The sequence below is a fragment of the uncultured Flavobacterium sp. genome, from assembly GCF_951805225.1.
In the GTDB taxonomy this organism is placed as follows: domain Bacteria; phylum Bacteroidota; class Bacteroidia; order Flavobacteriales; family Flavobacteriaceae; genus Flavobacterium.
Window position 1 is genome coordinate 2,784,113 of sequence record NZ_OX638201.1, and the last position, 20,126, is coordinate 2,804,238.

Here is a 20,126-nt window from a genome sequence, read left to right on the forward strand (position 1 = left end):
ATAAAAATAGAAATAAAAATCGCAATTATCATGCTCATATGCAAACATTTAAAAGAAATAAGAAATGAAATTTCAGCATAAAAAACAACAAAAAAGGCTGCCTTGGGGAAGACAACCTTTAATGACTAATAAAATAAAAATGAATCTAAAGTATTTTAGTGTCCTGATTGGCTTTCAGGACTCATAATAACTTCGACACTACTAGAACTATCCAAGACGTGCTTACTAAACTGCTGAATAGTTTTTTGATTAATTTTAGAAATTAAATTTTTATATTCTTCATCCTGCAAAAACGGAATCTGATTTAAGCTGTTATTGTAAATAGTATTGTTCCAAAAAGAATTGGTTTTAAGCGATTCTTCTCTGTTTTTTAAAAGTGCTTTTTTAATATCTTCTAAATCATTTGCATTGACCGGATTTACTTTTAAATCATTCAATTCTTTCCAGACAATCTGCATTAATTTTTCTTGTTTATCAGGATCACAATCAAAAGTCAGTGAAAGTTCAAAAGTAGGTTTTGGAATAAGTTCCAGATTTCCGCCAACGTTTACGCCATAACTTCCGCCTTCTTCTTCACGAATGGTTTGCAAAAATCGTTTTGATAATATTTCGCCAATGATATAAATACTCAATGCATTTTCTTTGCTGTATTCTGTTTTTCCTGTCAAATTAAGATAAACCGTAGATTTCACTACTTCCATCGGACGCTTGAAATGAACTACTGTTTTGCCTTTTGCAGGTTCGATATTATGATCTTTAAAATTCTCTTTTAAAGCTGGATTAGAATTGATATTTCCGATGTATTTCTGAATTAATTCTAATGCTGAATCCGGAATATTTCCAACGAAAATAAACGTAAAATCAGATGCATTTTTAATTCGGTCACGATAGATATTCTCCGCTTTTTTCAAGTCGATTGTTTCCAGAAATTTATCGTTGAATAAAAAAGTTCTTGGATTATGGTTTGAATTTGCCAGATCAACTGAGTCTTTAAAAACACTTTCATTATCTTTTTTAATGCTTTCTAAACGGTTTTTATATTGCTCTTTTAGAATATTAAAAATATTTGGGTCAAAACGAGGCGCTTCAAAAGAAAGATACAATAATTGAAGCATCGTTTCGAAATCGGCTTTATTAGAACTTCCCTGAAAACCTTGTGTATTATCACCAATAAATGCATTGGCTTGCGCAACTTTTCCGGTTAGTTTTTCTTTTAAACCAATGTTATCAAAATTCCCTAAACCAGATGATCTTGCAATTGTAGTTGCAATTTCTGCCGATGATAAATCTTCTGTTTTTACCAATGATTTTCCGCCTTTTGAATACGCCGAAAATACAATCTGATCTTGAGAATATGTTGTTGGCAATACAATTATTTTAGCATCATTTTCTAAAATATATCCTTTTGCATCCTTGATTCCAGCGACTTCAAATGTTTTTTTAATAGCGGCAGGTTTTAGTTCTTTTGCTATTAAAGGCGCATTGTTTACTTTTTTGACATAAGGTTCTAATGTTTTGCTTTCTACCTTTTTCATTACGTTAACAACTGCTTCTTTGGTAGGAAAACTATTTTTATCGTCATCAGAACCAGTTACTAAAACAACCTGATTTGTTGGCTTTTGAATCGTTTTTGCGTAAGCGTTTAATTCGTCAAGCGAAATACTGTTTATAATGCCTACAATTTGTTTATAATCGTCTTCCGGCGTTAGAAATGGTTTTGCTTTTAAGAAATAATCGATCAATTTATCCGCCCAACTGTCACTATCAACTTTATCTTTATTGCTGATAAAATCATCGTATGAACTGACAAAAAGTTTTTTTGTTCGGTCTAATTCGGCTTGTACAGCGCCAAAACGGTTTAAACGTTCTGCTTCAGTATAAGCTTCTTCAAATGCTTCTAAAGATTTTCCTTTTTTGGCTGAAGCCGAAATATTATAACTGTTGCTTAATCTTGAAACTCCGCCAAAATAACTGCTTAAATTCAAACTTGAACCTTGATTTTTTAAGATCAATTCCTTAAAACGATTGTTTAAGATATTGGTATAAAAAGAGTTCATTACATTTTTGCGTGTTACCAAACTGTCTTTTACCAATGGTTCATCAAAAATATATCTTAAAGTAATTACGGTTGATGAAGCTTCTTTATCAGAAGCATTTCCAAAATACAATTCATCGTGTTTTGGTATTGTTTCATAAGTTCGAACGGCTGCTTTTTTTGCAAGCGGAATTCCTGAGAATATCGTTTTTACTTTTTGTTCCATCTCTTTTACGTCAATATCTCCAACTATAATAACAGCTTGTAAATCTGGTCTGTACCATTTTTTATAGTAATTGCGTAATTCCTGATATTTAAAGTTATTAATGATATTTAAATCTCCAATAACATCTCTTTTACTGTATTTTGAGCCTTTGTATAAAACCTCATCTGTTTGATGTTTTAAGCGGAAATCACTTGTTCTTCTGGTTCTCCATTCTTCTCTGATTACGCCTCTTTCGGCATCAATTTCAGCATCTGTTAAAGACAATGAACCGGACCAATCGTGCAGAACCCAAAGTGTAGAATCAATAAGTTTTTGGTTGGTAACCGGAACAGTGCTAATGTTATAAACGGTTTCGTCCTGAGCCGTAAAAGCGTTGATATCTTTACCAAAACTTACTCCGTTTTTTTCCAGCATTTTGATGATTCCTTTTCCTTTGAAATGCTCCGTTCCGTTAAAAGCCATGTGTTCCAGAAAATGCGCCAATCCGTTTTGATTGTCATCTTCTAAAATAGCGCCAACATTTTGAATAAAATAAAAACTCGCTCTGTCTTTTGGCTCTTCGTTATGCAGAATATAATACGTTAAACCATTTTTTAATTTTCCGGTTGTAACGTTTTTATTCAACGGAATTGTGGTTTTGAATTGAGCAAATGCTCCGCTAAAAGACAAAAACAAAATTCCAAGGATGATATTTTTTTTAGTATTCATTTTTGATATTTTTTATCTTCTGTTTCTTCTAATAAGTATAAAAGCGCCTGTTAATATGATCAACAAAGGAAATAATCCGATGAATACAATTTTACTGATGAAAACCTGATTTGAGTTTACGGTTATTTTCTTATCTGTATTTTCCGGACGTGTTGTATCAATTGGGAATTCGTAATTGCTAAACCAGCTAAAAACATCGGTTACAAACTGAAAGGTTCCTGATCCACCACGGCTTAACTCGGCGTTGCCCATAAAATCTGCATCTCCGGCTACAATTATTTTTTGAGATTTTCCTTTTACATTTCGCGTTAAAGCGACAACAAGCGGAATTCCTTTTACAGAAGGTTGTTTTTTTAAATCTTCAGGAATTGAAGTAATTCCTGTTTGCGATTCCCAAGCTGGATGATTGTTGGTTTTTAAAAGTGGCGTTACTTTAAATCCGACATCTTTGGTGGTTGTAATTCCGCTGCTTCCTAAAAGCGGAATTGGATTATTGCTTCTGGTTTTACTAAATTTAATAATGTCAGGATTTGCATTTTTTTGAAAATCTGTCACTAAATAGTCAGGAGAATTGGTTTCACTTTCCTGTACTAATGCTTGTTTTGTAAAACTTAAGCCTAATTTATCTGTAACTTCAGCTAAAGCCGAATTGGTTTCCGGTTCTGCTAAAAGCATTAAATTTTTCCCTTCGTCTATATATTTAGAAATTCTATCAATTGCGCCCTGACTCAATTGCGTTTTTGGATCGGCAATAATTAAAATCGCGGTTTGCTGCGGAATATCTTGTGCATTGATATCTACAGATGAAACATCAAATCCCTGATTGATTAGAGAATATCTAAAAGTGATTTCATTAAATCCTGTTTTGTAATTTTTATCTCCATTTTTGTCAATGCTGCGTTCCATGTTTCCGGTTGCAAAAACAATTTTTGGACTAGAAACCACTAATCGTTTTAAAGATGCTGAGATTTCTTTTTCGCTCGGAACTTTGAACAAATCGTCATACATTCTTAAAAACGTCTTCTTTCCGTTGTATTCTACGGTTCTTACAACTCGGTTTTGTTCTGGTTTTAGATCAATAACTTTTTTAATTTCTTCAGGAGAATATAATTTTTTCAGCTTTAAATCCTGTGTTTCGATCAATTTATCGGCAAGCTGTTTATTATTTAATCCAGGGTTTTGTGCATACAATGCTTCATTGTTTGAGGTATCATAATAATACACATATTCCATTTCTGTTTGGGGCAAAAAACGGGTGTAATTTTCAAAACTCGAAATATCCTGATTTTGAGAATACGGCATAGCCATATAATAATTGATATCTAATAAGTTTACATAAGTCGTAATCTTAATTGGACCGTCTATTTTCTTAACAATATTTAAACTGGTTTCTGTAAGGGTTCTGTCTTTTGTTCTGGTCATATCATAATACATCGTCAATGGCGCTCTTGACGTGATGTAACCAAGTGCCAGAACAAGGCTTATTAAAGCGGTGTATTTGACAACTCTTTGAGAAACAGACTGTGCATCTCGACCGGTTTGTAATTTGTAAATACTTAATCCGATAAAAAGACCGCTTACCAAAATAAAGTACAATACATCTTTACTAATCAAAAGACCTTCAAGCATTTCATTGGCACGTCCGGCAATCGAAAGGAAATAGGTAATGTCTTTTACATATTCGATATCCTGCCAAAGTTTTCCAATAAAATTCAAACCTGCTAAAACAACCAAAGTACTAATAGCTGCAACGACTTGATAAGAAGTCAAACAAGACATAAACAAACCAATTGCGGCATAGGTACAAACCAATAAATACAAACCTATTAATCCTGAAATGGCAAATTTTAAATCCAAATGATCAATTGAGAAATAAGCAATAGTAACCTGTAACCCAAGTATTGCAACGAATAATAAACAATAAGCAGCAATGGCAAGATATTTTCCTAATACGATATCTTTTATTTTTATGGGAGATGAAAGTAAAAGTTTGATAGAACCGCTGTTGATTTCACGGCTCACTAATCCCATTGTTAATAGCGGAACATATAAGTATAAATAATTCTGCATTTCGGTGTATAAACCGCTGAAACCTGAAAAAATAATTTGCGATAAATTACTCATTCCTTCTCCCATTTTTTGAGATTTCTCAAAGCGTTCCAGTGAGTCAAAGAATTTCCAGCTTGACTGGATCGAAAATATAACTAAAACAACCCACGCAACCGGCGAATAAAACATCGTGTTGAGTTCTGTTTTAGCAATTCTATATATTGTTTTCATTTGTTTTTTGTTTTAAGAAAGAATAGCGTTTTTGGAAGGTGCTTTTTTAGATAATTGAGCAAAAATTTCGTCAAGAGATACTTTTTCGAATTGAATTTCTCTTAACTTCCAATTGTTATATACACTTAGCGAAATGATTTTTTCGGCAATTTCCTGTGTTCCGGTAAAAGTTATTTGTACTTTTTTTGGAGATAGAAAAACAGCGGCTGTAATTTCGGCAATATCAGTTAATGCTTCAATACTAGGCGGATTTTCAAAACTTGCGGTCAATTTATCTGCTTCAATATAATTGTTGAAAGCGTCAAGTGTATCAGAAAAAACCATGTGTCCGTTCTCGATCATTCTGATATCCTGACAAGTTGCCTGAACTTCAGAAAGAATATGCGAAGAAAAAATCACAGCTTTATCTTTAGCAATTTTTTTAATTAAATTTCTAACTTCTAAAATCTGATTCGGGTCTAATCCGTTTGTTGGTTCATCTAAAACTACCAGTTTTGGCTCGTGAATTATAGCCTGAGCAATTCCCACACGCTGACGATATCCGCCAGAAAGATTGCGAATAAGACGATTACTGAAATGTGAAATACCGCATTGTTCTTTAGCTCTTTCAACGGCTTTGTGTAGATCTTCTTTTTTTACGTGACGCAATTCTGCGCAGTGAATTAAATATTCGTTCACAGTTAAATCCAGATGCAAAGGCGGTGTTTGTGGTAAAAAACCAATTAGTTTTTTGGCTTCAACAGGATTTTCTTTCAGATTAATTCCGTCAATAAAAATATTCCCTTTGGTTTGGTTTAATACGCCACAAAGAATATTCATTGTAGTTGATTTTCCTGCACCATTAGAACCTAAAAGGCCTAAAATTCTATTTTCTTTGATCTCAAAACTTATATTTTGTATTGCCCAATCCTTACTATATTGATGTGACAAGTCCTCAACTCTTACAATTGTTGTTTCCATAGTGTTTTTTAAAATCGCAAGAATGTATTTTTACTGAAAACACATTCTTGCGTTACTTTAATATTAGTATCCTGAATTTTGGATTAAGAAGGGATTAGAACGAATAGCTTCTTCTGGAATTGGATATAAACTATCTGAGCTTTTCCAGATTTTATCAGATAAAACAGAGAGTGTTTCATCAAGTTTTCCAGTTCTTTTAAGATCCAGCCAACGGTGTCCGTTTTCTGCAAAAAACTCACGTTGTCTTTCCAGTGCAATTAAATCTAATAATTGATTTGAATCTGTTAAAGTGGTAGATCCCAACAAAGCTCTGTTTCTAATTACGTTTATATCTTGCTGAGCTCCGGTAATATCATTTGATTTTACTCTGGCTTCGGCTCTTATTAAATAAAGTTCCGCTAATCTTAATAAAGTTGATCTTTCTATAGGAGAAGAATCAAAACCGTTTTGATATTTATATGGTGCAATTCCTAAAAATACTCCATTTCTATCTTTAATATCGATTGTCCAATTGGTTTTTCTGGCGTCACCACTTTCAAAAAGTGCATTGCCTTTTCTTAATAATAAAGTACCACCGGTTGTAAATACTGAAGATCCTTCATAAGTATAATCAACATTAAAATATGGTATTTGAAGAATTGCTTCGTCATTGTCTGAAATAAACGGACTGTTATTATGTTCAAGATTCGTAATTATTTTATAAGAACTACTTTGATTGATTACTGCAGTTGCATGAGCAGCAGCGTCAGACCATTTTCCTAAATAAAGATTTACTCTTGCTAATAAAGCTTCGGCAGCCCATTTTGTAGCTCTGATTCTTTCGCCTTTATAGTTTTTATAATCTGTTGGAAGATCTTTTGAAGCATCTGTTAAGTCAAGTACAATTTGTGCATAAACTACTTCTTGCGAAGATTGTGGCAACAATGCAGACACATCTACATTTGTAGTTAATACTAAAGGTACATTGCCCCAAAGATTGGTCAGGTAAAAATAAGAATAGGCTCTTAAAAATTTTGCTTCGGCAATCCAGTTTTTGCTTTTAGCAGCATTAAGTGTAGTGCTTTTACTAATTCCTTCAATAACGTTGTTGGCGTTATAGATCACTTTATACAATTCACCCCAATTAGTGTTTATTGTTCCGTCAGTCTCAGGGATTTCATTAGAGCTGAAAACATTTGCAATACCTGTTCTGGGTACTAATTCATCAGATGTTTCTCCAAGAACAGAATGTACTCTGTTATAATAAAAATCTGCAACCATACTTTGGTAGATTCCATTTACGGCAGCCTCGGCAGTTGGATCTGAAGCATACACCGTTTTTGATGATAATTGATTACTTGGAAGATCAACATCCAAAGCATTATCACAGCTCGTAAGTCCTAATAAAAGAAAAAACGAAAATATAGATATATATTTAGTAGAAATATTTTTCATGTTTTTTAGATTTAAAATGTAAACTGTGTTCCAAAAGTTATTGTGCGTAATGGTGGCAAAGCCAATCCTTGTGTCTCAGGATCAAGTCCTTTGTATTTAGTAAAAGTCACTAAGTTTTGTCCTTGTACTGAAACACGAACACTTTGTAAAAACTTCTTAGTAGCTTCATCCAAAGGAATTTGGTAAGAGGCACTTACATTTTTAAGTTTTATATATGATGCGTCTACAATTGAAGCATTTGATCCTATATAATTAAAAAAACTATTTTGGAAACCTGAACTTAAAACATTTCCTTGTGCTAAGTAATTATTATATTCATCAACTTGAAAATTTGCAGTTGAGTAAGGATAACCTGGCTGTCCTCCGGTTGAAGACATTAAAGTACTACCATCTTGTTTTACGAATTGAAACAAAAAGTCAAGTGTAAAAGCTTTATAAGCAATAGTATTCGAAATACCGCCATAATACTGCGGATATGTAGGACCATAATATTTTCTGTCTCCAATGCCAGTTTCAGCAAATCCTCTAGAGATTCTGCCATCTCCGTTTACATCTTCAAATTGAGCAATACCATTAGCATTTACACCTGTAAAATTATACAAGTATCTGCCGCCCAAAGGTTTTCCAACAACATATTGAGAGTAATAACTCGTAAACTCTATACCTGGGAATGATTGTAATTTATTTGAATTTGTTGAAATATTAAAAGAGGTCGACCAGTTTAAGTTTTTAGTACGAACGTTTGTTGTACCAAGCGTAAATTCCCATCCTTGATTTTCAACTTTAGCCGGTAAATTTGCCGTATAAGTCGTAAATCCTGCCTGAGCACTAAGAGTATAGTTTACTAATTGATTACTCGAAGTATTTTTATAATACGCAGTAGTCAAAGAAATACGATCGTTTAGGAAACTGAAATCAAGTGCAACTTCAAATTTCTTTGTTAATCCCCATTTGATATTAGGGTTTGCAATTCTGGCTGCAGCCATCGAAGCATTTCCGTTTCCATAATTACGAGTGTCAAAAGTTTCAGCATATTGATAATCTCCAATCTCGTCGCTTCCTATTTCTCCATAACTAGAACGCAGTTTTCCAAAACTTAACCAGTCAGCATTTTTTAAGAAATTTTCCTGAGTAAAAACCCACGCACCACCAACAGATCCAAAATTTCCAAAACGATTATTAGCTCCAAAACGTGATGAACCATCTCTTCTAAAGTTAATATTCAGGATATATTTGTTAGCAATATTATAGTTAAGTCTGCTAAAAAGAGAAATGTATTTATATTCTATACTTCCGTTTGTAGCCGTTATATTTTCTGCAGTTCCCAGATTTCCAATTAAATTATCTGAACTATAACCGCTTGAACCCACATAAGAAGGCATTTCAGACTTTCTGTTTTGCCATGAACCTCCAACAAGCGCGGTTAAGTTTCCTTTCCATAATTCTGTTGTATAATTAAGCTGAGGCTCAACAGTAAAATTATTAGTATTATTAGTCGAAACAGTATATGATCTTTGAAAATTTAAACTCATATCGTTTGCTTCAGCATAAGCGTGATTTATTGCAGATGAAGGCATGAACTGTTTCGTTTGCATTTGAGCACGTCCGTATCCTAAATCTGTTTTAAAAGAAAATCCTTTTGCAATTTCATATTGAAGGCTCAAACTTGTTATTAAGTTTATTCCTTTATCCTCTACTCTTTTTTCTAAAGCTGCAAGCGGATTTATATCGCTAAAATAATCCGGTGACCAGTAATAGCTGCCATCTGCATTATACAAAGGACGGTTTGGAGCAGTACCTACTGCATAAGTTGTGATATCAAAAAATGGCAGTTTATTATTATCTGCTGCAAAAATTACAGAAGCTCCAATTTTTAATTTTTTATCAAGAGTACTGTGATTAATATTAAAGTTAGTAGAAAATTTGTCATAGCTGAAATCTCCCGGCACAACCGTAGTTTCTTTATGATAAGCACCGCTTAAAAGAAAGTTTGTTGTCTCATTACCGCCTTTTAAAGAAGCTGAATAATTATTAAAATTAGCTGTACCGCCTATTAGTTTTTTCTGCCAGTTGGTTTGAGCGTTCGGATCCCAATCAGTAATAGCAATACCATTACTATCAACATCAGCAACATCGCCATTGTTGTTTAAAGCTGTTTGCAACATATTCAGATAAGCTGGTGTGCCTAATGTTTTTACCATGTGAGCTACTTCAGAAACTCCAGAATTAGTCGTTATCGTAAACTCGGTTTTCCCGGCTTTTCCTTTTTTAGTGGTAATAAGAACTACACCATTAGCACCTCTTGAACCATAGATTGCTGTTGCATCTGCATCTTTCAGAATCTCAATGCTTTCTATGTCATTTGGGTTGATAATATTCAAAGGACTGGTCGATTTTTGAGCGCCCCTAATAACATCTTGATCCTGAACCTGTTCTTTGATATCATCTCCAATATATGGCACACCATCTACAATGTAAAGAGGTAAATTATTTCCCGCAATAAAATTTCTTCCTCGAATACTAATATTCATATCACTTCCTGCATAACCAGAAGTTTGTGTTACAAAAACTCCGGGAGCTCTTCCTTGCAGCGTTTGTAAAATATTAGTTACGGGTTGTTTTTCGATATCTTCAGCAGTAATTTTAACTACAGATCCTGTCGAAGTTCTTCTGGTAGTTGTTCCGTAACCAATAACTACGATTTCATCTAATTTGGCCAAATCGGGCTGCATATTAATGGTAATCGAAACTTGATTTTCAACTGTAATCTGCTGTGTTTTATATCCTAAATAAGACACTTTAAGTACATGTTTACCAGAAGGTAATTCAATATAAAATTGACCGTCAAAATCAGAAATTCCACTTTTGTTACCTCCTACAAGCATAACGGTTACTCCTGGTAATGGCTGACCTTTTTCATCGAGGATTTTTCCTGTAAGCATGTAATTTACATCTTCCCGATCTTCTTTTTTGGATGTGTTCACTTCATTCTTAACACTCTCCTTTTTATAAATCACGACATTTTTGTCTACCTGTTTGTAAACTAAATTACTGCCCTGAAATACAATATTCAAAATATCACTCACACTTCTGCGTCCTTTTGGAGTGTTAACCTTCGGGAAATCTTTTATGATCTGAGGTTGGTAAGCAAACAGCAATCCTGTTTTATTTTCTATTGTCTTAAACAAAGTTTTAATATCCTGATTATGAAGTTCTATATCAACGGATATTGATTCTAAATTCTGACTGCTCATTTCGGTCGCAAAGACCATCGGAGCGCCGCAGGTCAATAAGAAAATGTGGAATAAACTGATGCGCATGATCATAATGGTTTTTTTTGACAAGTGGAAAAAAGATGATTTTTTTTCCCTGTCAAACATGGTTGTTTTACAGCGTAATTTCATAAATTTGCATGTTTTTAATGGTTAGTTCGATTTTAATTATTAGAAATATTCGCCATCTGGGGTCAGAAGCCAGATGGTTTTTTTTTATGTACTTATAGGCTTTTTTGTTTTAAGTTATTTTTTATTTTAATTTTTCAGAATCTGTTTTTATTGACAGCCTTTTCCTTCCAAGATGATCGATCCTGAATCAGTATAGTGGTAATTGACTTCAATAACACTACAGACTACTTTTAGAATGTGATCCAAATCTTCATCATTTAAGAAGCTGGCAGTTATTCTGCAATTTTTAATATTTTCATTTAATGAAATTTTCACTTTATATTTTTGGGCAATAAGCGCTGCTGCTTCTTCCATATTAATATCATCCAAAATCAGGTAATTGCTTTTCCACTGTGTCACTACAGCAGCACTTACGTTATTCTGTTCGAAACTCAAGGTGTTTTTATCCACTTTAATCTGTTGGTTAGGTGTAATTACTCCATATACTTTCTTAGTGTCACCAACCTGTACTTTACCTCGTGTAACGGTAACCTCAATATTTGTAGACGAATTGCGCGCATTAATATTAAAAGCTGTACCTAAAACTTTAGTCTGAACCTCGCCGGTATGCACTATAAAAGCCTTTTTTTCATTGTGATGAATATCAAAATAAGCTTCACCGGTAAGTGTTACTTCACGGGTTTTATCATCAAAAGAGTTCTTGTTATATTCCAGACTGCTGTTATCATTCAAAAGAACAGTGCTTCCGTCAGGTAAATGGATTAATTGTTTTCCGCTGAAAGCAATTAATGCACTTTCTTCCGCCACAGTCTGCTGTTCAACCTGAGTAGGAACTACAGGGTTTGATTTAAAAATAAAAGTACTGCCGATAGCTGCAAATAGTGCGATACTTGCCGCTGCAAAAAGAATACGAAGTGTCTTTTTTCTATTTCTTCCTTCAGGAGAAAAAGTTATTAGTTTTGATTCGTCTTTAGATTGGGATAAAATTCTATTAAGAATAATTTCTCCCTGCTTCTCGTCCATAAAATCTGAAACCTCATTTTCTTTTAATGAAGTATAAATTTCATCTTTTATAAAAACATCATATTGATCGGTTTTTACAATTTGCATGAATTGTTCCAATTCTTGATCTGAAAGTTCACCTTGCAGATAACGATCAAATAATTTTTCGAATTCTTCTTTTTGCATCTCTTTATAATTACTTTATAGTAGGTTTTTATCTATTCAGGCAATTAATATCAATATTTCTAAAATTGAAAAAAAAAGTTTTCATGTTAGAGATTATGAAGCCCGTATATTATAAAGACAATTTAAAAGAGGAGAAGGAGTAGTCTAAAGTTAAAAAAAAGTAAAATTATTTTAAACAAAAAGAGTATTCATCTCAAAAACCATACATTACACTATATATTTTGAGTAAAAAAATAACCAAAACTTATTATGACAAGATTGATATGACGGGCAAGCTGCAACCGAATTAGCTTTAAAGCCTGCGCCATATGTTTCTTTACAGTTAAAGGTGATATATCAAGTATTTCTGCAATTTTTTGATGGCTGAGTCCTTCAACTTTAGCCATTTGATATATTTTTTGTTGCTGAGGAGGAAGTTTGAGTAAGATTTGACTTAAAAGTACATTATACTGCTCATCTTTTAAAAAAGAATCAGTTGCGTTAAATGAAGAATCAGTATGTTTTAGATCACTTTTAAAAGTATCTTCTCTCGCTATTTTTTTAATCATATTAAAAATTTGGTTTCTACCCGAAATAAAAAGATAACTTTCAAAATCTGTTATATCTTTTAATTCTTCTTTTCTAAGCCAAATTTTCATAAATACATCCTGAACCACCTCTTCAGAAAGCGTTTTGGATTTAGTAATTTTTAAAGCAGATGAGTAAACGACATTTTTATATCGATTATATAAAGTTGTGAAGGCTATTTCATTTCCCTGAGACAATTCAAACAAAAGTTTATTTTCGTCAAGATTAGAATTTGAAGCCATATAAAAGTGATTATTAGATTTTACAATATTATTAATTTTCTAAGACTTCTATAATCTATCTCTATAAAAAGTATCAAAAATGTGATTTTGACATTTTTTAATCAATGAATACTATAACTTTCAAAAATATACGTAATATTATTATATATAGTTTAGTGGCCTACTCAAAATTTTAAAGCTAAATCTTACAGCTTCTATGACTAAATAATTTGCTTTATTTTTATCTCGTTACTTTTAGCAATAAAATTGAACAAAAAAACATTTTGCATCAGAATAAAAAACTATTTATTGTGATAAAAAATAGCACTATCACATATTCTGAGTGGAGTAACAGACACCAAAAGCTACAAAAAAAACAAACACCCCTTAAAATCAATGGGGTTAAATATAAAAACAGAAATTTTGAACCTTCAACCGTCCCGATTAAAAATCGGGATGTTCTATCCAGCTTAGCTATTTCTTCGATTCATTTATCAGTTTTTCAACTCGTACTCTACTTTTCCATTTCTTGACTTCTAATTCACGTTTATAAGCCAATGATTTCGTTTCAAATTCTTCAAAATAAATAACAATCCAATCTTTCACTTTTCCTGTAAATCCTGGATGATTCGATAAATGTTTACGTAATCGCTCTTCTAAACCTTCGGATGTGTGACCAATGTAATATTGATTTAATGTCTTTGAGAACAAAACGTAGAAAAAATTCATATCATTTTTTGTTTAAATTATTTTAAACAAAAAAAGCCACTCGTTTGAGTGGCTTTTTTTGTAGTGAACGCAGAAGGATTCGAACCTTCGACCGCCTGCTTAGAAGGCAGGTGCTCTATCCAGCTGAGCTATGCGTCCATTTATTGTAAAACTTAACCTTATGACCGTCCCGATTCAAAATCGGGATGCTCTATCCAGCTGAGCTATGCGTCCATTTATTCTAAAACTTAACCTTCTGACCGTCCCGATTCAAAATCGGGATGCTCTATCCAGCTGAGCTATGCGTCCATTTATTGTAAAACTTAACCTTATGACCGTCCCGATTCAAAATCGGGATGCTCTATCCAGCTGAGCTATGCGTCCATTCTTGATAAAACAAAAAAGCCACTCGTTTGAATGGCTTTTGATGTGAACGCAGAAGGATTCGAACCTTCGACCGCCTGCTTAGAAGGCAGGTGCTCTATCCAGCTGAGCTATGCGTCCATTTGTTTTAAAACTTTATGGCAAAGTTTTTGTCGGGGTGGCAGGATTCGAACCTGCGGCCTCCTGCTCCCAAAGCAGGCGCGATAACCGGGCTACGCTACACCCCGAGCTTTAGTTATAGATTTGTATCTGTGGTCTTCCCGATCTTAATCGGGACACGATAACCGGGCTACACTATACCCCGAAAATTCTTTCTGTGCTTTTGACACGATAATCGAATTTCTTCAATACCCAATAAGCAAATTATTATGCGGAGAGACAGGGACTCGAACCCTGGCGACGATTACTCGTCGACAGATTAGCAATCTGCTCCATTACCGCTCTGGCACCTCTCCAAGCTCAAGAAACGTGTTCTGTTTTGCGGTTGCAAATGTAAGACAACATTCCATATCTCACAACTATTTCAGCGCTTTTTTTTCACTTTTTTTAATCTTTTTTTTAAACCGCTTAACAATCAAACAAATAGAATTAACAAAAAATTGATATTAAATTTAAAATCCAATCGAATTGCCCCAAAATTTGAATTTATTCAAATAAAGAGTAAATTTGCTTGATTAACTAATATTAACAGAAAATGAACAAAAGAGTTGTTATCGTTTCTGCCGTTAGAACACCTATCGGAAGTTTCATGGGAGGTTTATCTACCGTACCCGCACCAAAATTAGGTGCTGCCGCTATAAAAGGAGCACTACAAAAAATTAACCTTGACCCAAAATTAGTTGATGAAGTATTCATGGGGAATGTGGTTCAAGCCGGAGTTGGACAAGCGCCAGCACGTCAGGCTGCACTTTTTGCCGGTCTATCTAATGAGGTTGCTGCAACAACAGTAAACAAAGTTTGCGCTTCAGGAATGAAAGCTGTTATGTTTGCTGCTCAGGCAATCGCTTGTGGCGATGCTGAGATTGTAGTTGCCGGAGGAATGGAAAACATGAGTTTGATTCCACATTATGTACAAATGCGTGGCGGAACTAAATTTGGTCCTGCAACTATGCTTGACGGAATGCAAAAAGATGGTTTGACAGATGCTTACGATAACAACGCAATGGGAGTTTGCGCTGATTTATGTGCAACTGAATACAACATTAGCCGTGAAGAACAAGACAATTTTGCTATTCAATCTTATGAAAGAAGTGCAAAAGCCTGGGATGCCGGAAAATTCGACAACGAAATTGTTCCTGTAGAAGTTCCACAAAGACGTGGCGAACCAGTTATTGTTTCTAAAGATGAGGAATACACTAATGTAAAATTAGATAAAATCCCTTCTTTAAGCGCTGTTTTTACAAAAGACGGAACCGTTACAGCCGCAAACGCTTCAACAATCAATGATGGAGCTGCTGCTTTAGTTTTAATGTCTGAAGAAAAAGCAATCGCATTAGGATTAAAACCTCTAGCCTACATAAAAGGTTATGCAGATGCTGCTCAAGAACCAAAATGGTTTACTACGAGTCCAGCAAAAGCATTACCAAAAGCTTTAGACAAGGCAGGAATCGCAATTGGCGATGTTGATTATTTCGAATTCAATGAAGCATTTGCAGTTGTTGGATTAGCCAATTCAAAAATCCTTGGTCTTGATAACGATAAAGTAAACGTAAATGGTGGTGCAGTTTCTTTAGGACATCCTCTTGGATGTTCGGGAGCGAGAATCATCGTAACTTTACTTAATGTTTTAGAACAAAATAATGCTAAAACCGGAGCTGCTGCAATTTGCAATGGTGGCGGTGGAGCATCAGCAATTGTTATCGAAAGAGCTTAAACAATATATCTTTAGGAGTTATTTTTAAATGAAATAACTCCTAATTTTTTCAACTAATAAATTACCCTAAATGTTCGGAATTTGCAATCTAGCCATAGTACCCGTTCGATCTGAGCCAAGTGACAGAAGTGAAATCGTTACACAACTTTTGTTTGGTGAACACATCGAGATTTTAGAACGCCAAAATCAATGGGCCCGAATAAAAATACAATTCGATGACTACGAAGGTTGGGTAGATTCTAAACAATATCAAATTATTTCTGAGGCAAATTACAAGCAATTAAGCAATGACGCCATTATCCTTAATGCCGATTTGATTGATTATATCAGTGCGCCTGAAAATTTATTATTACCAATTCCGCTTGGTGCATCTTTATCATTTTTGAATAATAGTGAAATCAACACTGCAAACTTTGATTTCGAAGGCACAAAAACAAGTGGCTTAAAACCTAAAAGCGCAATAGTAAATACCGCTTTTATGTATCTGAACGCACCTTATCTTTGGGGCGGAAAAACACCTTTTGGAATCGACTGTTCGGGTTTAACCCAAATGGTTTACAAACTAAACGGATATAAAATTCATCGTGATGCTTCACAACAAGCTCTTGAAGGCGAACCTTTAAGTTTTATTGAAGAAAGCGAAGCAGGAGATTTAGCCTTTTTTGACAATGCCGAAGGAAACATCATTCACGTAGGTATTATAATGGACAATAATTACATCATTCACGCAAGTGGAAAAGTACGCATTGACCGTTTAGATCATTTAGGAATCTATAATCCGGAACTCAACAAACACACCCATAATTTGCGCGTAATCAAGAAGATTATTTAATTCTTTTCCAAGATTTAGAAAAAATATTACACCAGGCTTTGTTAATTTTTAAATAAACTATTTAGCCGAACAGCAAAATTGTTGTATATTTACAACAAATCAGTTGTATCATGGCGAAATTAGCACCAAAAACAAAACCTTTTGACACTCAAAGAAGCATTGATAATGCCTCTGGAAAAGTCATATCTATCAGAAAATCTACACTTTATTCTGGTGGAAAGGAATACAGTTGGAGTAATAAATTGGAGCGCGTAGGAGTTATCAGATCTGGTATTCCTTACGATTCAATCGAAGAAATTAGCCGACGACTGAACAATCCCGTAAAATCAGTTTTAGCAATTGTAGGCATTCCACAAACCACTTACAACAAGAAAAAAAGCGAACATTTATTACTAGACAGCCGAGACAGCGAACTTGTAATCCTCATAAACGAATTAATAGATTACGGTTTAGAGGTTTTTAACCATGAAGAAGAAAAATTTCAAAGATGGCTAAAAAAACCAAACCTTTCTATTGGCGGAAGCACACCTGAAAATATGCTCGATACGATGACAGGAATCAACGAGGTAAAATTTAGCCTTAATAGATTAGAATTCGGAAATCTGGCGTAATGATAGTATTTAGAATCGAAAGAGAAAAATACCTCACCACTACCCTAACCGGAATTGGAGCTTCAATGACCGAAGGTTATCGCTGGAATAGTCTGAACACACGAATAGTTTATACGGCTGATAGCAGAGCTTTGGCTACACTTGAGGTTTCTGTGCATTTAGATTTAAGCGAAGATTTACCTTCTGATCGTTTTTATGTAGAAATTGAAATTCCGGACGATATTTTGATTCAGGAAGTAAACATAAAAGACTTACCGGATATTTGGAATTCAAAACCACCATCATTAATAACCCAAACCATTGGTGATGATTTTGTATATTATAATGAAACTGCAATACTAAAAGTTCCAAGTAGTATTGTACCTCAGGAATTTAATTATTTGATCAATCCAAATCATGAAGATGCTTCAAGAATTAAAGTTATAAGCACCAAAAAAATGATTTTTGATTCCAGATTTAAACACTAATTTCACAAATTAGCACAGATTAAAATCATTTTAATCCGGATAATCTGTGGTAAAAAATAAAAAATCCGCCAAAATCCGTGTCATCCGCGTGCCATCATCATGCACTAATTCTTATTACTTTCCTAAACTCAGATGGGCTATTTCCTCTTTGCTTTTTAAAGAATTTATTAAAGTGACTTTCATCCGTAAAACCAAATTCATATGCAATTTCGTTAATACGTTTATCACTAAACTGCAAACGATGTTCAATCAGTTTTGTTTTATAATTACTGATATATTGCTGCATCGTTTCATTAGCGTGTTTCTTAAAATAACGTCCTAAATATGTATTTGAGATTCCAAAATAATCACTAATCGATTCCGCTTTGATTCGTTCCGGATAATAAATATTATTTTGAATATATTGCAAAATATCCATCGCTTTAGCCTCACAACCAATATTTACCTGTTCCGGCAAATACTTAGCAATATTTCTGGCAACCACAATAATCAAAGTATTCACCAATTGCTGAATCAATTCTTTATTATAAACATCTTTATCCTGATGTTCGCGAATAATCGCTTCAACCATAACTTTTACCAGACATTTATCGGCGTGATTTTTCAAAATGCAACCTGGCTGATGATTTGCATTTTGCAGAATATATTCTAAACGCTGAATATTCTCATTCTGCAAACTCGAATTCTTCAAATAAATATCATTAAATCTCAAAAAGAAAAACTCTGTTTTGGTCTCAATTGTAAAATTATGACAATCCTCAGGCGTCAATAAAAACAAATGTCCAGCATCATATTCAAAAATATTTTTGTTGATACATTGTCTTCCCGTTCCACCTAAAATATAAACCAATTCAAAGAAATTATGACGATCTCCAACATCCGGATATTCATCCAGCGTTTCAAAAGAAACCGTAAAAGGCTCGTATAAATTTTCTTTTTTCATAATGCACTTTATTAATTCGGCTACAAATTTACATAAAAAAGACAAATATATACAACTTAACAGTCTTAAAAATGGTATAATTTTGCCAAAAAATTTTTAAGCATTAAAACATAAGATTATGGAATATAGAAAATTAGGCAATACTGAACTTGAATTATCAACTATTACATACGGTGCATTTGCCATTGGCGGAAACATGTGGGGCGGAAACGAAAAGAAAGATTCAATCGACTCAATTCACGCATCAATCGATCACGGCGTAACCACAATCGACACCGCTCCATTCTATGGATTTGGATTAAGCGAAGAAATGATTGGCGAAGCTTTAAAATCAAAAGACCGTTCAAAAGTTCAATTATTAACCAAATTTGGTTTAGTTTGGGACGGAAGCAATCAAGGAAAAGGAGAATTCTTTTTTGATGCCGAAGACAACGGAAAAAAAATCCCGGTTTATAAATACGCATCAAAAAGCAATATCATTAAAGAAGTCGAAGAAAGCTTAAAACGCCTTCAAACAGATTATATCGACTTATTACAAATTCACTGGCCAGACGCTACAACTCCAATTCACGAAACAATGGAAGCTTTAGAAACCTTGATTCAGCAAGGAAAAATCAGAGCAGCCGGAGTTAGTAATTATAGTGCCGAACAAATTAAAGAAGCACAAAAAACAATACAATTAGCCTCAAATCAAGTACCTTTTAGTATGTTGAATCAGGCAATTCAAACTGATTTAGTTCCGCTTACAATTGCAGAAAACATCGGAATCATTGCTTACAGTCCAATGGAAAGAGGTTTGTTAACCGGAAAATATTTCACCGACAGTAAACTAAAAGACAACGATCACAGAAACGGATATTTCGGTCAGTTTGATCTTCAAAAAGTAAAAACTTTGGTCGAAGAATTAAGTTCATTAGCAAACGCAAAACACATTTCAATTTCACAATTAGTATTACGTTGGACAACTTTACAAAAAGGAATTACAATAGTTTTAGCCGGTGCAAGAAACGCAGAACAAGCCATTTCAAACGCAAAAACATTAGATTTTGATCTATCTGTTTCTGAATTAGAGTTCATTAATCAGGCAATTTCAAAATTAAAATAATATTTAAACACATAGAAACATAGTTTTAGCAATCTTACAAAAGGCGTTTCACTCGCATTAACAAACATAGCTATGTATTAGAAACAAGTTTCTTTCAATTCCCTTTCCCAGAAAAGAAAAAATCTATGTCTCTATGTGTTTAAAAAAAAATCTCAAAAATTAAATAAAAATAATTTGGGT

At 33.7% G+C, this 20,126-nt stretch carries 14 protein-coding genes and 4 tRNA genes; 5 read left to right on the top strand and 13 right to left on the bottom strand.

The genetic code is table 11. From position 1 onward, the window contains the following. Positions 1-155: 155 nt before the first annotated feature. The 12 genes from WN975_RS11000 to WN975_RS11055 form a co-directional block, all read right to left on the bottom strand. On the bottom strand, positions 156-2,969 hold the full coding sequence (locus WN975_RS11000) for an insulinase family protein (protein ID WP_337966573.1): 2,814 nt from the start codon (positions 2,967-2,969) through the stop codon (positions 156-158). A gap of 12 nt (positions 2,970-2,981) precedes the next feature. Continuing rightward, positions 2,982-5,249, bottom strand: coding sequence for a Gldg family protein (locus tag WN975_RS11005; RefSeq protein ID WP_337966574.1), 2,268 nt, complete (start codon positions 5,247-5,249; stop codon positions 2,982-2,984). Positions 5,250-5,261: 12 nt separating this feature from the next. After that, a complete protein-coding gene (locus WN975_RS11010; RefSeq protein ID WP_337966575.1) occupies positions 5,262-6,209 on the bottom strand; it encodes an ATP-binding cassette domain-containing protein in 948 nt (315 codons plus the stop codon). Between the two features lie 63 nt (positions 6,210-6,272). Beyond that, a complete protein-coding gene (locus WN975_RS11015) occupies positions 6,273-7,643 on the bottom strand; it encodes a RagB/SusD family nutrient uptake outer membrane protein (protein ID WP_337966576.1) in 1,371 nt (456 codons plus the stop codon). 11 nt (positions 7,644-7,654) lie between these two features. Next, positions 7,655-10,969 (bottom strand): SusC/RagA family TonB-linked outer membrane protein, encoded by a 3,315-nt coding sequence (locus WN975_RS11020; RefSeq protein WP_337966577.1) that lies wholly within the window; start codon positions 10,967-10,969, stop codon positions 7,655-7,657. A gap of 225 nt (positions 10,970-11,194) precedes the next feature. Continuing rightward, positions 11,195-12,235 (bottom strand): FecR domain-containing protein, encoded by a 1,041-nt coding sequence (locus tag WN975_RS11025; protein WP_337966578.1) that lies wholly within the window; start codon positions 12,233-12,235, stop codon positions 11,195-11,197. Positions 12,236-12,447: 212 nt separating this feature from the next. Further along, positions 12,448-13,044 carry a sigma-70 family RNA polymerase sigma factor gene (locus WN975_RS11030; protein ID WP_337966579.1) on the bottom strand — a complete coding sequence of 199 codons (597 nt, stop codon included), beginning with the start codon at positions 13,042-13,044 and terminating at the stop codon, positions 12,448-12,450. 453 nt (positions 13,045-13,497) lie between these two features. Further along, complete coding sequence (locus WN975_RS11035; protein ID WP_337966580.1) at positions 13,498-13,752, bottom strand: GIY-YIG nuclease family protein; 255 nt, start codon at positions 13,750-13,752, stop codon at positions 13,498-13,500. Between the two features lie 64 nt (positions 13,753-13,816). Beyond that, a tRNA-Arg gene (locus tag WN975_RS11040) sits at positions 13,817-13,890 on the bottom strand. 271 nt (positions 13,891-14,161) lie between these two features. Continuing rightward, a tRNA-Arg gene (locus WN975_RS11045) sits at positions 14,162-14,235 on the bottom strand. Positions 14,236-14,267: 32 nt separating this feature from the next. Then, positions 14,268-14,342, bottom strand: a tRNA-Pro gene (locus WN975_RS11050). A gap of 144 nt (positions 14,343-14,486) precedes the next feature. Next, positions 14,487-14,570: transfer RNA gene (locus tag WN975_RS11055), tRNA-Ser, on the bottom strand. A gap of 239 nt (positions 14,571-14,809) precedes the next feature. On the opposite strand from WN975_RS11055, the gene WN975_RS11060 reads away from it, so the two are divergent. From WN975_RS11060 to WN975_RS11075, 4 genes are all read left to right on the top strand, one after another. Beyond that, on the top strand, positions 14,810-15,988 hold the full coding sequence (locus tag WN975_RS11060; RefSeq protein ID WP_337966581.1) for an acetyl-CoA C-acyltransferase: 1,179 nt from the start codon (positions 14,810-14,812) through the stop codon (positions 15,986-15,988). Between the two features lie 70 nt (positions 15,989-16,058). Continuing rightward, positions 16,059-16,820 carry a C40 family peptidase gene (locus tag WN975_RS11065; protein ID WP_337966582.1) on the top strand — a complete coding sequence of 254 codons (762 nt, stop codon included), beginning with the start codon at positions 16,059-16,061 and terminating at the stop codon, positions 16,818-16,820. Positions 16,821-16,930: 110 nt separating this feature from the next. Beyond that, entirely contained in the window at positions 16,931-17,431 is a 501-nt protein-coding gene (locus tag WN975_RS11070) for an antitoxin Xre/MbcA/ParS toxin-binding domain-containing protein (RefSeq protein ID WP_121329653.1), read from the top strand. Further along, positions 17,431-17,898 (top strand): RES family NAD+ phosphorylase, encoded by a 468-nt coding sequence (locus tag WN975_RS11075; RefSeq protein ID WP_337966583.1) that lies wholly within the window; start codon positions 17,431-17,433, stop codon positions 17,896-17,898. The genes WN975_RS11070 and WN975_RS11075 overlap by 1 nt, the downstream gene beginning before the upstream one ends. A 97-nt stretch (positions 17,899-17,995) precedes the next feature. On the opposite strand, the gene WN975_RS11080 is transcribed toward WN975_RS11075, so the two are convergent. After that, positions 17,996-18,841 carry an AraC family transcriptional regulator gene (locus tag WN975_RS11080; RefSeq protein WP_099708730.1) on the bottom strand — a complete coding sequence of 282 codons (846 nt, stop codon included), beginning with the start codon at positions 18,839-18,841 and terminating at the stop codon, positions 17,996-17,998. 118 nt (positions 18,842-18,959) lie between these two features. On the opposite strand from WN975_RS11080, the gene WN975_RS11085 reads away from it, so the two are divergent. Then, on the top strand, positions 18,960-19,946 hold the full coding sequence (locus tag WN975_RS11085; RefSeq protein WP_337966584.1) for an aldo/keto reductase: 987 nt from the start codon (positions 18,960-18,962) through the stop codon (positions 19,944-19,946). Positions 19,947-20,126 lie beyond the last annotated feature (180 nt).

Excerpts from the sequence above, each read along its gene's own strand:
- WN975_RS11000 (WP_337966573.1), bottom strand. The coding sequence starts at position 2,969 with ATGAATACTAAAAAAAATATCATCCTTGGAATTTTGTTTTTGTCTTTT.
- WN975_RS11005 (WP_337966574.1), bottom strand. The coding sequence starts at position 5,249 with ATGAAAACAATATATAGAATTGCTAAAACAGAACTCAACACGATGTTT.
- WN975_RS11010 (WP_337966575.1), bottom strand. The coding sequence starts at position 6,209 with ATGGAAACAACAATTGTAAGAGTTGAGGACTTGTCACATCAATATAGT.
- WN975_RS11015 (WP_337966576.1), bottom strand. The coding sequence starts at position 7,643 with ATGAAAAATATTTCTACTAAATATATATCTATATTTTCGTTTTTTCTT.
- WN975_RS11020 (WP_337966577.1), bottom strand. The coding sequence starts at position 10,969 with ATGATCATGCGCATCAGTTTATTCCACATTTTCTTATTGACCTGCGGC.
- WN975_RS11025 (WP_337966578.1), bottom strand. The coding sequence starts at position 12,235 with ATGCAAAAAGAAGAATTCGAAAAATTATTTGATCGTTATCTGCAAGGT.
- WN975_RS11030 (WP_337966579.1), bottom strand. The coding sequence starts at position 13,044 with ATGGCTTCAAATTCTAATCTTGACGAAAATAAACTTTTGTTTGAATTG.
- WN975_RS11035 (WP_337966580.1), bottom strand. The coding sequence starts at position 13,752 with ATGAATTTTTTCTACGTTTTGTTCTCAAAGACATTAAATCAATATTAC.
- WN975_RS11060 (WP_337966581.1), top strand. The coding sequence starts at position 14,810 with ATGAACAAAAGAGTTGTTATCGTTTCTGCCGTTAGAACACCTATCGGA.
- WN975_RS11065 (WP_337966582.1), top strand. The coding sequence starts at position 16,059 with ATGTTCGGAATTTGCAATCTAGCCATAGTACCCGTTCGATCTGAGCCA.
- WN975_RS11070 (WP_121329653.1), top strand. The coding sequence starts at position 16,931 with ATGGCGAAATTAGCACCAAAAACAAAACCTTTTGACACTCAAAGAAGC.
- WN975_RS11075 (WP_337966583.1), top strand. The coding sequence starts at position 17,431 with ATGATAGTATTTAGAATCGAAAGAGAAAAATACCTCACCACTACCCTA.
- WN975_RS11080 (WP_099708730.1), bottom strand. The coding sequence starts at position 18,841 with ATGAAAAAAGAAAATTTATACGAGCCTTTTACGGTTTCTTTTGAAACG.
- WN975_RS11085 (WP_337966584.1), top strand. The coding sequence starts at position 18,960 with ATGGAATATAGAAAATTAGGCAATACTGAACTTGAATTATCAACTATT.